We start from the raw sequence: 15,432 nt of genomic DNA, 5'->3' as shown, positions 1-15,432 counted from the left end.
CGGCCGGGGCGGTGTCAGCTGGCGGTGATCACCAAGGCAACACTGTGTCCGCCGAAGCCAAAAGCGTTCACCAGACCGGCAGGGGCGGAGCCGGGCGCCAGCGTGTGGGCCTTGTCAGTGACGATGTTCAGGTTCACTTCGGGGTCCAGCGCCTCGACGTTCGCCGTTCCGGGGAGCTGACCTGTCCGCAGGGCCTGGACCACCACAACGGCAGCGAGCGCACCGGCGCCGCCCAGCAGGTGGCCGGTGTGGCCCTTGGTGGAGGTCACGGGCACGTCGGCACCGAAAACAGCGTTGATGGCCTGGGCTTCCAGCCGGTCCCCTACCGGAGTGGAGGTGGCGTGGGCGTGAACGAAGCCGATCTCCGAAGCCTGCATTCCGGCCGAGGCCAGGGCCTTCTGCATGACCCGCCGCTGCATGGCAGGGTCCGCGGCCACGATGTCGTTGGCGTCGGAGGTTACCGCCCCGCCGGCCACTGCGCCGAGGATGGCGGCGCCGCGCGCCCGGGCGTGGGCTTCACTCTCAAGCACCACAACGCCGGCGCCTTCCGCGAGGACAAAGCCGTCGCGGCCGCCGTCGAACGGGCGCGAGGCGAGCTGGGGTTCGCCGTTGCGCGTGGAGAGTGCCCGGATCTGGGAGAAACCGGTGATCACCAGGTCGTTGACTGAAGCGTCCACGCCGCCAGCGATCACGACGTCGGCCGCGCCGGAGCGGATCATTTCGGCGCCCTGGACAATTGCTTCAGCGCCCGACGCACAGGCGCTGACAGGCGTCCGGGCTCCGCCGCGGGCGCCGAGGTCAATGGAGACCCAGGCCGCGGGGCCGTTGACCATAAGCCGGGTGAGGGTGTGCGGCGAGACGCGGCGCGGGCCGCCGCTGGCGAGCGCACGGTCCTGTTCGAGGGTGGAACCGAGGCCGCCGTAGGCGGAGCCGATCACCACGGCGAACCGTTCGGGGTCGACGTCGGGCGCCCCGGCCTGCTGCCAGGCTTCGCGGGCAGCCACCAGCGCCAGCTGCCCGCAACGGTCCATGCGCTTCAGCTCGCGCGTGGTGAGGTGCTCCGAGAGATCGGCGGTGACCTGTCCGGCGATGCGCACGGGCAGTTGTTCCGCCCAGTCCTCGTCCAGTGAGGCGATGCCGGACTGTCCTGCCAGCAGGCCGGTCCAGGTTTCCGCCACAGAGGAGCCGAGCGGGTTGATGGTGCCGGCGCCGGTGATCAGCGCGCGGGGTTGGTCTGCAGGCATTGGACGCTACTTTGCGGGGTTGTGGGTGCCGATGGGCACGAGGGTCAGATCGGGGTGGTTCTTCTCGATCCGGCGCAGGGCCCAGACGTCGTTGAACAAGGCGAGGTATTCGCCGTCGGACCGCAACAGCACCTCGGCGCCGGGCACGTTGGCCAGCGCGGGCATGGCGTCCGCCGTCGAAATCCTGGCAATGGAGTACGGGAGGCGTTCGAGCCGCATGGGGGCGCTGAAGTCATGCGCCATGCGGTCCTCCACCACTTCGAACTGCATGGGGCCGACGGCGGCAAGCACCGGCGCCTGGTCGCCGCGGACGTCAGAGCGGAGCACCTGGATAACGCCCTCGTGCTCGAGCTGCTCGATGCCGCGGCGAAACTGCTTGAACTTGCTGGGGTCCTTGGACCGGGCCACCTGGAAGTGTTCGGGGGCGAACAGCGGGATGGCCGGGTATTCCACGGCGCCTTCGAGGAAGAGGCTGTCGCCCACGCGCAGTGTGGAGGCGTTCACCAGGCCCACCACGTCACCGGGGTAGGCCTCGTCGATGACCTCGCGTTCGCGGCCGAACACCTGCTGGGCGTACTTGGTGGCGAAGGACTTTCCGGTGCGGGTCTGCGTGACCACCATGCCGCGTTCAAAAACTCCGGAGCAGACGCGGATGAAGGCGACGTGGTCGCGGTGGGCCTTGTTCATGCCGGCCTGGACTTTGAAGACAAAGCCGGAGAAGGACGATTCAACCGGGCGCGGGCTGCCCTCAACGTCGGGCCGGGGTGCGGCGTGCGGCGCGAAATCGACCAGGGCGTCCAGCAGTTCCTTCACGCCGAAGTTCAGGGCGGCGGAGCTGAACAGGATGGGGGTGGCGGTGCCCGCATGGAAGGCTTCGACGTCGAATTCGAGGTTGGACTCGATGACCAGGCCGGCCTCGTCCACGGCGTCGGTCCAGTTGCTGCCCTGCGTCTCCGCGGCCTCTTCGGGCGTGAAGTACTCGGTCAGCGCGATGTTGGCGCCGGAATTGTTGCGCTGGAAGCGGGCGAAGCGGTCCTGGCGGAGGTCCCAGACACCGCGGAAGTCACCGGAGATGCCCACGGCCCAGGTCAGCGGCATGGGCTGCAGGCCGGTGCGCTCGGTGAGCTCGTCCATCAGCGCCAGTGCGTCCAGGCCGGGCCGGTCCCACTTGTTGATCACGGTGATGATGGGCAGGTTGCGCTGCTTGCAGACCTCAAACAGCTTCATGGTCTGCGTTTCCAGGCCCTTGGCGGCGTCCACGAGCATCACTGCGCAGTCGACGGCGGCCAGGACGCGGTAGGTGTCCTCGGAGAAGTCCGCGTGGCCGGGGGTGTCCAGCAGGTTGATGACCGTGTCCCGGTAGGAGAACTGCAGGGCGGCGGAGCTGATGGAGATACCGCGGTCCTTCTCCATCTGCATCCAGTCCGAGACCGTTTCCTTGCGGTTGGCCTTGCCGCTGGAGGCCCCGGCGGTGCCGATCACCTTCGCGTGCAGTGCCAGCGCCTCGGTGAGGGTGGACTTGCCCGCGTCGGGGTGCGAAATGACAGCAAAGGTCCGACGCCGGGCCGCCTGTTTGTGAATCTCGTTGACCCGGGCGGGGCTAAGGACATCTTGGGACACGGTGCTACTTTCGCTGCGGTGGGGTTACCCCAAGGCGCTCGGCAGGCCTCAAGGGGAAGCATGGCTCTGTGACAGCCAAGTTCCAAGTTTATCGCAGTGCGGGAAGCAGCCGCTCTGGATCAATGGCGCACACCTGTCCGGTGCGCGAAACGCCTCCCGGACAGCCGCCGTCGTACGCGTTCCCGGGGCACTTCGCGGCACCCGCTAACGAGGCACTTTGGGGCTTGTCCGTGCGGTTGTTGCCGCTTCTTACCTTTATCATTGAGCTTGCGGGAAACTGAGTACTTTTGATCCTGCCGGCGGAGTGTAAAAAACCGGCGTACCTGCGGGCGGCAGTCTGCACCTTTGAAGGGAACACCTATGGCTCGGAGCCCCGAAGAATCGCTCAAGGCGACTCTGGGAAGAGTGGCTCCAGGCACGCCGTTGCGCGATGGTCTGGAACGCATCCTCCGGGGGCGGACCGGTGCGCTGATTGTGCTGGGCTCGGACCGGACCATCGATTCCATCTGCTCCGGCGGGTTCGACATCGGCATCGACTTCTCCCCCACAAGGCTTCGTGAACTGGCCAAGATGGACGGCGCCATCATCTGCGACAAGGACGCCGGCAACATTCTGCGCGCCGCGGTCCAGTTGGTCCCGGACTCAAGCATCGAAACCCAGGAATCCGGCACGCGGCACCGCACGGCGGAGCGCGTGGCCATCCAGACCGGCGTTCCCGTGATTTCCGTCAGCCAGTCCATGCAGATCATCGCGTTGTACGTGAACGGGCTCCGGCACGTGCTGGAGGGATCCGAGAAGGTCCTGGCCCGCGCCAACCAGGCCCTTGCCACGCTGGAACGGTACCGTTCGCGGCTGGACCAGGTGACGAGTTCCCTGTCCGCCCTGGAGATCGAGGCCATGGTGACCGTCCGCGACGTCGCGGTCACCCTGCAGCGCCAGGAAATGGTCCGCCGGATCTCCGAGGAAATCTCGCAGTATGTCCTGGAACTTGGCGAGGATGGCCGCCTGCTTTCCCTCCAGCTCGATGAGCTCACGGTGGGCCGCGGCCCGGGCAGCGACGTCATCATCCGCGACTACGCCGGACCGGACGCGTCCGCGGAGGACATCGAACGGGCCGTCAGCGCGTTGGTGAACCTCGGCCCCACGGAGCTGATCGACCTGGGCAAGATCTCCGGGATCGTCGGTTTTGCCGGCGGCGAGGCCAACCTCGACGCCGTGGTTCAGCCCCGCGGTTACCGGCTACTATCCGGCCTCAAGGCAGTCCCCAAGGCTGTTGCCGACCGCCTCGTGGACCACTTCGGCGGCCTGCAGTTCCTGATGGCGGCCACCATCGACGACCTCATGACCGTTGACGGCATCGGCGACCAGCGCGCCCGCACCGTCCGCGAAGGCCTGAGCCGCATGGCCGAGGCCAGCCTGCTGGACCGCTTCCTCTAATCCCCACCGGCCCCCTCACCTCGCAAGTCCCTACCGGCTTCCAGCCTTCGCAAGCTCAGGCCGGGGCCCTCGCCGGTTGGGGCCCCGGCCAGGGGACCCTGCCGGCGTGGGCCCAAGGTAGGCGGATCAGCTGACCTGGAACACGGCCTTGGGGCTGGCCCTCGAGCCGAGCTTGGCCGTGAAAATGTAGTACGCCCCGCCGGCCCCGGGCTTGGCCTCGATGGGGCTGCAGCCTTCCAGCGTACGGTTACGGCTCCACGGGAAGTTCGCCGTTTCGCTGGTGCCTGGGGCAATCGTCTTCACGAGGTCTTCGCTTTTGGCCTGGCAGTCCTTGGACGAGAAGATCCTGTCCGCGCCGCTGGTCACCAGGAACTCCATCTGGGACGTCCCGATGTTCACCTCGCACGGCATGGTTCCGCCGTTGGTCACCTTCAGGGTGAGCAGCGGGTTCTCGTCGGGGCCATAGGCGGCTTTGTCGGTCGACGCGGACACCGTCACCAGGTTTTGGTTGCAGGAAGGCGTGGGCGATGGAGTGGGTTCGCTGCCTGCAGTGTCCGACGGTGAGGGGCCTGGGGCGGATTCGCTGGCGCCGTCGGTGGAAGATGCCTGCTCGGTGCCGCTGAAGGCACCGGCCACAGCAAAGCCGCCGAAAGTGAGCGCCACCGCCATCAGCAGGGCTGTTCCCACAAAAAGCCGACGGCGGCGGTAAACGGCTGCGCTCGGCTGCCGGGTAGCGCCGGAACCGCCCCGGGAACCGGGTGCGGATGCCGTTTTGCGTGGTGATGAATTGCCTTGCCTGCCCATCCTTCTAGGCTAGAGAACGCACCGGATTCTGCCGTCCCACCACGCCGGTCCCCCGACCAACGCTAAGGTCACAGTTTGTCCGCGGCATCTTCGCGCGGGCTCCCGGGAATCCACTACAGTGTTGGGATCGACGCTACAACCCTTTCCCCAGCCATGCCCGCGGACGGCGCCCCCGTTACGGCCCAGTTCGGCACGGATGACCTCCGCCCCGACCAGCTCGCCGCGCTGCACCGCAGGATCACCGGCTGGTTCGCTGAGACGGCGAGGGACTTGCCCTGGCGCGAACGCCACTGCTCACCGTGGGGAGTCCTGGTCAGCGAGATCATGCTGCAGCAGACCCCAGTGGTGCGGGTGCTGCCTGTCTGGCGGGAATGGCTCGAGCGCTGGCCCACCCCCGCCGGGCTCGCCGGCGAGCCTGCAGGGGAAGCGGTCCGCTCCTGGGGCAGGCTCGGCTACCCCCGCCGGGCACTCCGCCTGCATGCAGCCGCCGCTGCCATCGTCCGCGATCACGGCGGCAAGGTCCCCGGCAACTACACGGAGCTGCTGGCCCTGCCCGGTGTGGGCAGCTACACGGCCGCGGCCGTTGCCGCCTTTGCCTTCGCACGCCGGGAGACTGTGGTGGACACCAACATCCGGCGTGTGCACGCGCGCCTGGTTTCGGGCGTCGCGCTCCCCTCACCATCGCTGAACGCTGCGGAGATGCGGCTCGCGGCGGAACTGCTGCCGGACGACGTCGGGACCTCCGTGCGCTGGAATGCTGCTGTTATGGAACTGGGGGCGCTGGTCTGCACGGCGCGTGCGCCCAAGTGCGCGGACTGCCCGGTGCGGGACTCCTGTGCGTGGCTGGCAGCCGGCGAGCCGCCGCCGTCGTACGTTCCCAAAGGTCAGGCGTGGCACGGCACTGACCGGCAGGTCCGGGGTGCCGTGATGGCTGTGCTCCGGCTTGCGGACGCCCCGGTGCCGGCGGAAATGTTCCAGCGGGAGCCTGCTGACCTGGGCTTCGCGGCGGACGGAATCGGCGTACCCCTGGCCGCACTGCACCGCCTGAACTCTGCGCCGGAACAACTCGAACGTGCCATTGCCGGCCTCCTTGGCGACGGGCTGGCCGAGCTGCACCAGGGCGGTTACCGGCTGCCAGCCTGAGGCGCCTTTAGGGTGGCCCGTGCCTGGATGGCATACTTTCTGGTGACTCGAACCGGGGGAATTCATGAGAATCGTGTTGTACGTCATCTGGGCGCTGTTTGTTGCGGGCGTCATTTTTGCGCTGGTCCGTTCACTGCGGAAAACCAAGCGGCAGGAAAAACTGATCGCCGGCTGGCCAAAGGTCCAGGCGACCGTCACCGGCAACGTGGCGGGCTGGACACATGGCGGAGGCGGCTCAACGCGGAGCCGGCGCTTCTACCCCACGTACCAGTTCGCCGACCCCAACGGGACTCTGTATGCCGGCGAATCCGAGGTCTCTTACGCCAACCAGCAGGTACCGGGATCGCTCCTGGAGGTGGCCTACAACCCGGCGAATCCGAACCAGTCGTTCCAGGTGGCTTCCGAATCGAAAATGGTGATCGGGTGCCTCATGCCGGTCTTCGTATTCTTCGCCCTGCTGCTGTTCTGGGTCGCCGGCGCCTTTCCGCTGGGCTGAACCGTGGACTCCCTGAAACTGCTGTTCATCGTCCTGCCCGGGCTTTTCCTTGCCGCGGGCCTGATCCTGATGGGGCTGTCCCTGGCCGCGTCCTTCCGCCGGAAACGTTCCATGGCGGGGTGGCAGGAGGCTTCGGCCACCGTCACGGGAAACCTGCATGGCACGGACGGCCCCGGTAGCAACGGCCGGAACCGGTTTGCGCCGTCGTATCAATTCGCGGACGCCGGGGGCAAACGCTGGCTGGGGCAGTCCGATATCTACAGCCAGGACCAGGCGATCATCGGCACCCGCATACCCGTGGTCTACAACCCGGCCAATCCCGCCGAATCCACGCTGCCGGTCTTCGCTGTTGCCAAAGGCCGGCTGGCCACAGGTCTCATTATGGTGATCTTTGGGGCCACAGCCATAACAATGTTTGCATCACTTTCCTGGTAGCAATGCGGGCTGCCGGCTCCGGATTTACGCTGAAGTATGGGCAAGCCCGGGGTACTTCTGGCACTGATGACGACGGCGGTTCTCACCTCCGGTTGCTACTACTACTACCCCGTCCCGCCGCCGTGCCCTGCCATCGCCCAGGCCACTGCCGTCTCGGTGACAGTGGCGCGGGAGTACGTGGCGCAGGTGGAGTCGTTGCGCCTGAAGGCCTGCCAGGACGGTGTCTGTAAGGAAGCCGCCGTCGAGCTTTTTCCCGGCACTGCCTCGATTGACCAAGGCTGCGCACCGGACGGGGTCTGCTCTGCCACGGCTTCCCCGGACGGGACCATGATCGGGATGCTGATGCTGGAGTCCCTCACGGAGGCCCCGATGGCGCTGACCGCCACGGGTACTTCTGCTGGCGGATCCGCCCTCCCTGTGCGCACCCTGGATTTCCGGCCCCGCGGCGCCTATCCCTACGGGGAGCAGTGCGGGAGGTTCGTCACGGCGTCCGTGATCCTGGACGCCAGTGGCCTTCGACAGGCCATGTGACGGCCCTCGCTGGCAACAAATAAGCCCCGCCAAACCCCGCCCTTGACTTCCACTCAGGACACTTCTACGGTCTGTATTACCAGCATCGGCAACGTTGGATTTAGAACAGGTTCCCCGCCGGGAAGGGGTAAGGATGCCACTTTCAGATAGGGAGCGGAAACAGCTCGAGGAGCTGGAATCGGGCTTGGCCGCAGAGGATCCGAGGCTCGCTGAGGAACTCTCGACCGGCTCCGTGGGCCTCAGGTTTGGGCGCCGTATCTACCTCGGTGCCATCGCATGCCTGATCGGGCTGGTGTTGCTTATTGTCGGGGTCAGCACGCAGATCATCGTGGTCGGCGTCGGCGGCTTCCTGCTGATGGGAGCCGGCACGTACCTGCTCGTGGACAAGCGGTCCTTCAGTCTGGGCCGCAGCAGCCAGGTCAAATAGGCAACTCAGGCCACGGCCTACGGCTCGCCGAAGCCTGCCTGCACCAGGCCGCCGACGTAGTTCAGGGCACGCTCGGCGTCGGGCCCCCAAGCCTCGATATGGAGCAAGGATCCTTTGCCTGCCGCCAGGGTCATCAGGGATGTCATTGACGCGCCATCCACGCCGTTGACCGTGACCTCGGCGTTGAGGGACGCCAGACCGCCAGCGATCTTGGCGGCCGGACGGGCGTGCATGCCGGCCTCATTCACCAGTTCGAAGTCGCCGGTGAAGTCCGGCCCTGAACCGGTGACGGACCCTTCAGCCACGGTGCTTTCGGCGAGCACCCGCGAAGCAGCCGCCACCTCCGGTCCCAATCCGTAGACCGCTTCGGCGGCACGTTTGACTGCCTTCACGTCGGCGCCGCCCTGTGCGGCCACGGCGGCAGCCACGAGGCCTTCCACCAGGGGCGCGTCCGCCAGGAGCACGCCGGCTGGCTCCTCCACGAGCTCTAGGGCCGATTCCGCCGTCATCACTGCAGATCCCAGGTCCGTCAGGACCACCACGCCATCGCCGCCGGCCGCCTTGTCCAGGGCAGACATGACTTTTTCTAGGCTCGTTCCGATCCTGCCGTCGGCGGTGCCCCCGGCGGCGAGGATGACGACGTCGGGCGCCATCTGGGCGGCAAGCTCCACGGCGCCGTCGGCTATTTTCTCGCTATGGGACACCACCACCAGGCGCACCGTCACGCTGCGGCCCCAACGGCGGCCCGCAGAATGAGGGCACTGGAGGCGGCGCCCGGATCGCGGTGGCCTGCGCTCCGCTCCCCCAGATAACTGGCGCGGCCCTTGCGGGCGACCAGGGGCTCGGTGGCCACGGCGCCGGCCTCAGCCGCCTCAGCGGCCGCGACCAGCACGCCAAGGACGGTGCCTGCGCCGTCCGCCGCGGCGGCCTGCGCTGCCTCCGCAGCGGGGGTCCAGGCATCCACCATGGTCTTGTCGCCGGACTCGGCCTTGCCCCGCGCCACGATCCCGTCGCGGGCAGCCACGAGCGCGTCGGCGAGGCGCCCCGGATCAATCTCGGCGGCATCGCCCAAAGCGGTGGAGGCGCGCAGGAACGCGGTTCCGTACAAGGGACCTGCGGCGCCGCCCACCTTGGACATCAGGGTCATGGCAGTCAGCTTCAGTGCCGCGCCGGGCGTCTCAGGCTGCGCTTCAGCCAGTTTCTCCAGCACCGCCTGGAAGCCGCGGTCCATGTTCTCGCCGTGGTCCGAGTCCCCGATCGCACGGTCGAGTTCGATGAGCCACACCCGGTTTTCCGCCATGGCCTGGGCGCAGAGAGTCAGCCATCTGACGGCCCATTTCACGTCCAGCACCACGGTTACACGCCCCAACGCAGGGCTGCGGTGTGCACCGGAGCGTCCCACAGCTGCGTCAGTTCATCGTCGAGCCGGAGCACCGAGATGGAGCAGCCCTGCATTTCCAGGGACGTGATGTAGTTCCCTACCAGCGAGCGTTCGACGGCGGCTCCACGCTCTGCGATCACCTGGGCAGCGCGGCGGTAGACGATGTACAGCTCGCTCAGGGGGGTACCGCCCATGCCGTTGACGAACAGCAGTACTTTCTCGCCGCCGGTGATGCCCAGGTCGCTGAGGACCGGGTCCAGCAGGCGGTCCGTGATGCCGTCAGCGTTCTCCATCGGGATTTTGTGCCGGCCGGGCTCGCCGTGGATGCCGATGCCGATCTCGATTTCATCATCCGCCAGGTCGAAACTGGGCGTTCCCGCATGCGGTACTGTGCACGCTGACAGCGCAACCCCCATGGTGCGGACGTTGCTGTTGACGCGGTCGCCGATCGCGGCCACGGCATCGAGGTTGTCGCCCCGCTCAGCGGCGGCGCCGGCGATTTTCTCGACCAGAACGGTGCCGCCCACTCCGCGGCGGCCTGCGGTATACAGGGAGTCCTCCACCGCGACGTCGTCATTGACCAGGACCGTGCGGATGTCCACGCCTTCGGCCTGCGCCAGTTCCGCTGCGGTCTCAAAGTTCAGGACGTCGCCGGTGTAGTTCTTCACGATATGGACGACGCCGGCACCCGAGTTAACGGCGAGCGTCGCCGGAAGGATCTGGTCCGGCGTCGGCGAGGTGAACACCGCCCCCGGCACGGCGGCGTCGAGCATTCCCAGCCCGACAAACCCGGCGTGGAGCGGCTCGTGGCCGCTTCCCCCTCCGGAAACGAGTCCGACCTTCCCTGCCACGGGCGCGTCTTTGCGCGTGACGTACTTCGGATCGGCGGTGACGGTGACAAGTCCCGCGTGGGCCAGACCGAATCCCTCGACGGATTCGTCAACCACGGAACGGGGATCATTGATGAGCTTTTTCATGGCAGAACTCCTGGGGTGTGGGTGCGTCCTGGAGGATGCACTTTGACCCTACTACCGCCGCCTGAAGTCCGGTAGCCTGCGACGATGCGGCGGAAGCGGTAAGGGACAGCCCCCAATGACTGTCCCTTACGGCAGGCCCCACACTGCAACCTCGTCAGTTTATCCATCAATTCGACATAAAGCTATTTATGTCACAGGGTGACTTCTTCCCGCGGTTGCCCGCGGCAGGGTGAATGGGGTTGCCTAGAGGGTCTTGATCATGCGGGTGTTGCCCAGGGTGTTGGGCTTGACCCGCGCCAGGTCCAGGAACTCGGCAACGCCTTCGTCATGGGAGCGCAGCAGCTCGGAGTAGACCACCGGGTCCACGGCCGTCTGGTCGGCCATGACCTCGAAGCCGTGGCGCTTGAAAAAATCCACCTCGAAGGTAAGGCAGAAGACCCGGGCCACGCCCAGTTCACGGGCCTCGGCCAGCAGGCTTTCCACTAGCACGTGCCCTACACCCTTGCCGCGCCACGCGTCCGATGCGGCCAGCGTGCGGACTTCGGCGAGATCCTCCCACATAACGTGCAGGGCGCCGCAGCCGATGACTTCGCCGTCGTCGGCTTCTGCGATCCGGAACTCCTGGAGGCTTTCGTAATAGGCTACGGTCTCTTTCGCCATGAGAATCCGCTGCACAGCCAACGGCGCCACAAGGCGCTTGATGGCGGCCACGTCACTGGTACGTGCAGAACGGATATGGAAGGAGTCAGTCACAGGGTCCATCCTACGATGGCAGCCTGGCTGGCTTGGGCGCTCCCGTACGACGCAGTCAGCCTTGCTTGGCGGCCCAGGCGGCGACGCGCTGCGTGCTTTCCTCTTCGGAGAGGTCCTCCACGCGAGTCATGATGGACCAGCGCACACCGTAAGGGTCCCGGATGCCGGCGAATCTGTCTCCTGAGACAAATGTGGACAGCGGCTCCCGATCGGTAGCCCCCATCCGCTCGGCCCGCGCAATAAGAGCGTCCGCGTCGGCGCAGTAGGAGCCGATCGAGTAGCAATCATCGTCGCCGTTCGGCGCCGGAACGAGGTGGTAGTCCGGGTTGGGCTCTCCAATTTGGAGTCGCCCCTGATCGAAGTCAAGTTCGGCATGGACGACGATTCCGCCGATCTCGGTGACATTTACTGTGCGCGCCGAAGACGTCCTGGTAGAAGGTGATCGCCTCCTTGGCAGAAAGGATCGCAAGGAACGGCGTGAGGCTCGTGAAGCCGTGCGGGATACCGGATTTCGTGTGCTTGCCATCGGCGGCGTTGGTCAGTTCGGGGCTTGTAGTATCGGTCATAGACCTCGCGGTACGCACAGATCGGCTCAGCGGCTTGGAGAATTGCGACAGCCTGGATAAGGAGTGTCCCCCATGGTGGGTTCGTTCAAGGGAATCCTCTACCCGGCCCGGCTCCCCACATTTCACCGTGTGCCCGCGCCTGAGTCCGTCACGAACCTGGTGCAGTGGTTTTGGATCCCCGAGTGGGACATTGAGCCAGGGCACACGTCCCGCCAGCACCTGATCGCATTCCCGACGTCCAACCTTGTGGTCCAAACGGATCTCGTTGAGTTCGCAGGCCCAACAACCCGTCGATCGCATCGCGATCTCACGGGCCGGGGCTGGGCGGTTGGGGCCCTCCTGCGTCCCGCGTTGGTTCCACGTTTCACGGATGATCCGGGGAGCCTGCGGGATTCCCAGCTGCCACTACCGCTCGCGGATCTGCATGCCTCAGTGTCGGAGGCGATGAGGGGAACCGATCCAGGGGAACGTCGGCAACGCGCGGTGGAGGCTTTCACCGGCTGGCTAGTTGCGCAGAGTCCAGGGGTGTCCGACGAAGGCATCCTTGCCAACGCGATGATGGACATGATCGGAACATGCGCCGACGTGACCCGCATTGAAGACGTTGCCGCGCGTCTATTTGTTTCGCCGAGAACCCTTCAACGCGCAGCGCGGAAGTACATCGGCCTGAGCCCGTCCGCGCTTATCCGAAGGCGCCGCCTGCAAGAGGCCGCTGACCGGTCACGGACCGACCCGGCGACAGACCTCGCGGCGATAGCTGCCGAACTCGGCTACACCGACCATGCCCATCTGACGAACGACTTCCAAAAGTTCCTAGGATTCACGCCAAGCACATATCGACAATCAGCCCTCCAGGACCAGGCCGAGAACATGGCGACGGTGGATAGCTGAGGGCGTGGTGTCTTGCGCAGACGGTTTCAAGCTCTCCAAGGATCCGCTCTTCGTGGAGAAGGTCTACGACGTGGTGGGTCCACCCGAACCCGCGCGAGTACGACATCCGCAACTGGGTCATGGCATGGAACGAGAACCCGGACAACGCAAAGGCCCCGCCTGCTCCTTTGGGGAGCAGGCGGGGCCTTTGCTGGTGAAACGAACCTAGACGCTGGGTGCGATCTCCGGGATGCGCGGCTTGGCGTTGCCGGCGAACGTGAACTTGGCGTCGTCGCCTTCGCCATCCACGTCCACTACAACGATGTCGCCGGCGTGGAGTTCGCCGAACAGGATCTTCTCGGAGAGCTGGTCCTCGATTTCGCGCTGGATGGTGCGGCGCAGCGGCCGGGCACCCATGGCGGGATCGTAGCCGCGGGTCGCCAAGAGCACCTTGGCCGCGGTGGTGAGCTCGATGCCCATGTCCTTGTCCTTGAGGCGCTTCTCCAGGCGGCCAACGAACATGTCCACGATCTCGATGATCTCGTCCTGGGTGAGCTGCGGGAACACCACAACGTCATCCACACGGTTCAGGAACTCCGGACGGAAGTGCTGCTTGAGCTCTTCCGTCACACGGGCACGCATCCGGTTGTAGCCGGTCTGCGTGTCCGTGCCGGACTGGAAGCCGGTGGCAACGCTCTTGGAGATGTCCCGGGTGCCCAGGTTGGTGGTCATGATGATCACGGTGTTCTTGAAGTCCACCACGCGGCCCTGGGAGTCGGTCAGGCGGCCGTCTTCCAGGATCTGCAGGAGCGAGTTGAAGAGGTCAGCGTGTGCCTTCTCCACTTCGTCGAACAGGACCACGGAGAACGGACGACGGCGGACCTTCTCGGTGAGCTGGCCACCCTCTTCGTAGCCGACGTAGCCAGGAGGGGCACCGAAGAGCCGCGAAACAGTGTGCTTCTCCGAGTACTCGGACATGTCCAGCGTGATGAGGGCGTCCTCGTCACCGAACAGGAATTCGGCCAGGGCCTTGGCGAGCTCGGTCTTGCCGACGCCGGTGGGGCCGGCAAAGATGAACGAGCCGCCCGGACGCTTGGGGTCCTTCAGGCCTGCACGGGTACGGCGGATTGCCTGGGACAGTGACCTGATGGCCTCGTTCTGGCCCACCACACGCTTGTGCAGTTCGTCTTCCATCTTCAGCAGGCGCGTGGACTCTTCCTCGGTCAGCTTGAATACCGGGATGCCGGTGGAGTTGGCCAATACCTCGGCGATGAGATCCTCATCCACCTCGGAAATGTCATCCATGCCGCCGGACTTCCAGTGGCGTTCCTTCTCGGAGCGCTCAGTGATGAGCTTCTGTTCCTTGTCCCGGAGCGAAGCGGCGCCTTCGAAGTCCTGCGCGTCGATGGCGGATTCCTTCTCCATCTTCAGCTTGGCGATCCGCTCATCCATGGCCTTCAGTTCCGGCGGGGCGGTCATCCGGCGGATGCGCAGCCGGGCGCCGGCCTCATCGATCAGGTCGATCGCCTTGTCCGGAAGAAAGCGGTCCGAGATGTAGCGCTCGGCGAGGTTCGCGGCCGACGCGAGGGCGCCGTCGGTGATGGTGACGCGGTGGTGCGCCTCGTAGCGGTCACGCAGGCCCTTGAGGATCTCGATCGCGTGCGCGACGGAGGGCTCCTTGACCTGGATCGGCTGGAAGCGGCGCTCGAGTGCGGCATCCTTCTCGATGTGCTTGCGGTACTCATCCAGGGTGGTGGCACCGATGGTCTGCAGTTCACCGCGGGCCAGCATGGGCTTCAGGATGGACGCAGCATCGATAGCACCTTCAGCAGCACCGGCACCCACAAGCGTGTGGATTTCGTCGATGAAGAGGATGATGTCGCCGCGGGTGCGGATTTCCTTGAGGACCTTCTTCAGGCGCTCTTCGAAATCACCGCGGTACCGGGAGCCGGCCACCAGCGAACCGAGGTCCAGGGTGTACAGCTGCTTGTCCTTGATGGTTTCCGGGACGTCGCCGCGGACAATCGCCTGGGCGAGGCCTTCGACGACGGCGGTCTTGCCGACGCCGGGCTCACCGATCAGGACAGGGTTATTCTTGGTGCGGCGCGAGAGGACCTGCATAACGCGTTCCATCTCGGACTCGCGTCCGATCACCGGGTCCAGCTTGTTCTCGCGCGCAGCCTGGGTGAGGTTCCGGCCGAACTGGTCCAGGACCACGGAACCGGCGGGAGTGCCTTCGGGCTGGCCCGGACCGACGCCGGCGCCGGTGGTTTCCTTGCCCTGGTAGCCGGAGAGGAGCTGGATGACCTGCTGGCGGACGCGGTTGAGGTCTGCCCCCAGCTTGACCAGCACCTGGGCGGCAACACCTTCACCCTCGCGGATGAGGCCCAGCAGGATGTGCTCCGTGCCGATGTAGTTGTGGCCCAGCTGCAGGGCTTCGCGCAGCGAGAGTTCCAGCACCTTCTTGGCGCGCGGGGTGAAGGGGATGTGGCCGGACGGGGCTTGCTGGCCCTGGCCGATGATCTCCTGTACCTGCTCGCGCACGCCGTCGAGCGAAATGCTCAAGGACTCAAGAGCTTTGGCGGCAACGCCTTCACCTTCATGGATCAGACCCAAGAGGATGTGTTCGGTACCAATGTAATTGTGGTTCAGCATGCGTGCCTCTTCTTGGGCAAGCACAACTACGCGACGGGCACGGTCCGTAAATCGCTCAAACATTTCGCCACACTCCTAGCTACGACGTACTTT

15 protein-coding genes and 2 pseudogenes are annotated in these 15,432 nt (G+C 65.9%); 8 read left to right on the top strand and 9 right to left on the bottom strand.

Features of this window, described 5'->3' with window-relative positions:
* Positions 1–14: 14 nt before the first annotated feature.
* The gene (locus NG701_RS12995) at positions 15–1,244 is read right to left on the bottom strand and encodes a beta-ketoacyl-[acyl-carrier-protein] synthase family protein (protein ID WP_252568055.1); all 1,230 of its coding nucleotides are present in this window, start codon (positions 1,242–1,244) and stop codon (positions 15–17) included.
* A gap of 6 nt (positions 1,245–1,250) precedes the next feature.
* Complete coding sequence (locus NG701_RS12990) at positions 1,251–2,864, bottom strand: peptide chain release factor 3 (RefSeq protein ID WP_252568053.1); 1,614 nt, start codon at positions 2,862–2,864, stop codon at positions 1,251–1,253.
* 360 nt (positions 2,865–3,224) lie between these two features.
* Here NG701_RS12990 and disA point away from each other — a divergent pair, with 360 nt between their 5' ends.
* The gene (gene disA, locus NG701_RS12985; protein ID WP_104060140.1) at positions 3,225–4,301 is read left to right on the top strand and encodes a DNA integrity scanning diadenylate cyclase DisA; all 1,077 of its coding nucleotides are present in this window, start codon (positions 3,225–3,227) and stop codon (positions 4,299–4,301) included.
* A 126-nt stretch (positions 4,302–4,427) separates the two neighbouring features.
* Here the strand turns inward: disA and NG701_RS12980 are convergent, their stop codons facing one another.
* Entirely contained in the window at positions 4,428–5,105 is a 678-nt protein-coding gene (locus tag NG701_RS12980) for a hypothetical protein (RefSeq protein WP_252568051.1), read from the bottom strand.
* Positions 5,106–5,258: 153 nt separating this feature from the next.
* On the opposite strand from NG701_RS12980, the gene NG701_RS12975 reads away from it, so the two are divergent.
* The 5 genes from NG701_RS12975 (at position 5,259) to NG701_RS12955 (ending at position 8,137) form a co-directional block, all read left to right on the top strand.
* Entirely contained in the window at positions 5,259–6,248 is a 990-nt protein-coding gene (locus NG701_RS12975; RefSeq protein WP_252568049.1) for an iron-sulfur binding domain-containing protein, read from the top strand.
* Between the two features lie 64 nt (positions 6,249–6,312).
* On the top strand, positions 6,313–6,744 hold the full coding sequence (locus NG701_RS12970; RefSeq protein WP_252568047.1) for a DUF3592 domain-containing protein: 432 nt from the start codon (positions 6,313–6,315) through the stop codon (positions 6,742–6,744).
* Between the two features lie 3 nt (positions 6,745–6,747).
* On the top strand, positions 6,748–7,179 hold the full coding sequence (locus NG701_RS12965; protein WP_252568045.1) for a DUF3592 domain-containing protein: 432 nt from the start codon (positions 6,748–6,750) through the stop codon (positions 7,177–7,179).
* A gap of 36 nt (positions 7,180–7,215) precedes the next feature.
* A complete protein-coding gene (locus tag NG701_RS21515; RefSeq protein ID WP_252568043.1) occupies positions 7,216–7,710 on the top strand; it encodes a hypothetical protein in 495 nt (164 codons plus the stop codon).
* A gap of 133 nt (positions 7,711–7,843) precedes the next feature.
* A complete protein-coding gene (locus NG701_RS12955) occupies positions 7,844–8,137 on the top strand; it encodes a DUF3040 domain-containing protein (protein ID WP_252568041.1) in 294 nt (97 codons plus the stop codon).
* A gap of 17 nt (positions 8,138–8,154) precedes the next feature.
* On the opposite strand, the gene dhaM is transcribed toward NG701_RS12955, so the two are convergent.
* The 5 genes and pseudogenes from dhaM to NG701_RS12930 form a co-directional block, all read right to left on the bottom strand.
* Positions 8,155–8,862 carry a dihydroxyacetone kinase phosphoryl donor subunit DhaM gene (dhaM, locus tag NG701_RS12950; protein ID WP_056347785.1) on the bottom strand — a complete coding sequence of 236 codons (708 nt, stop codon included), beginning with the start codon at positions 8,860–8,862 and terminating at the stop codon, positions 8,155–8,157.
* Positions 8,859–9,491, bottom strand: coding sequence for a dihydroxyacetone kinase subunit DhaL (dhaL, locus tag NG701_RS12945; protein WP_058930378.1), 633 nt, complete (start codon positions 9,489–9,491; stop codon positions 8,859–8,861). Before dhaL ends, dhaM begins: the two co-directional genes overlap by 4 nt.
* 2 nt (positions 9,492–9,493) lie before the next feature.
* Positions 9,494–10,495: a dihydroxyacetone kinase subunit DhaK gene (gene dhaK / locus NG701_RS12940; protein ID WP_252568039.1), complete on the bottom strand. Its 1,002-nt coding sequence runs from the start codon at positions 10,493–10,495 to the stop codon at positions 9,494–9,496.
* 243 nt (positions 10,496–10,738) lie between these two features.
* A complete protein-coding gene (locus NG701_RS12935) occupies positions 10,739–11,248 on the bottom strand; it encodes an amino-acid N-acetyltransferase (RefSeq protein ID WP_252568037.1) in 510 nt (169 codons plus the stop codon).
* A 55-nt stretch (positions 11,249–11,303) separates the two neighbouring features.
* A pseudogene (locus NG701_RS12930) lies at positions 11,304–11,814 on the bottom strand (VOC family protein).
* A 72-nt stretch (positions 11,815–11,886) separates the two neighbouring features.
* Between NG701_RS12930 and NG701_RS21160 the strand changes: the two are divergent.
* Together NG701_RS21160 and NG701_RS21155 are read left to right on the top strand one after the other, a co-directional pair.
* Positions 11,887–12,183: pseudogene (locus tag NG701_RS21160) on the top strand (DUF6597 domain-containing transcriptional factor); the annotation flags it as partial.
* A 156-nt stretch (positions 12,184–12,339) separates the two neighbouring features.
* On the top strand, positions 12,340–12,705 hold the full coding sequence (locus NG701_RS21155; protein WP_308291956.1) for a helix-turn-helix transcriptional regulator: 366 nt from the start codon (positions 12,340–12,342) through the stop codon (positions 12,703–12,705).
* Positions 12,706–12,909: 204 nt separating this feature from the next.
* Here the strand turns inward: NG701_RS21155 and NG701_RS12920 are convergent, their stop codons facing one another.
* Positions 12,910–15,402: an ATP-dependent Clp protease ATP-binding subunit gene (locus NG701_RS12920; RefSeq protein WP_058930382.1), complete on the bottom strand. Its 2,493-nt coding sequence runs from the start codon at positions 15,400–15,402 to the stop codon at positions 12,910–12,912.
* Between the last annotated feature and the right edge of the window lie 30 nt (positions 15,403–15,432).

The organism is Pseudarthrobacter cellobiosi (genome assembly GCF_023913815.1).
Classification (GTDB): domain Bacteria; phylum Actinomycetota; class Actinomycetes; order Actinomycetales; family Micrococcaceae; genus Arthrobacter; species Arthrobacter cellobiosi.
The sequence above is the reverse complement of the archived record's forward strand: the minus strand, read 5'-3'. Positions and strand labels throughout refer to the sequence as shown.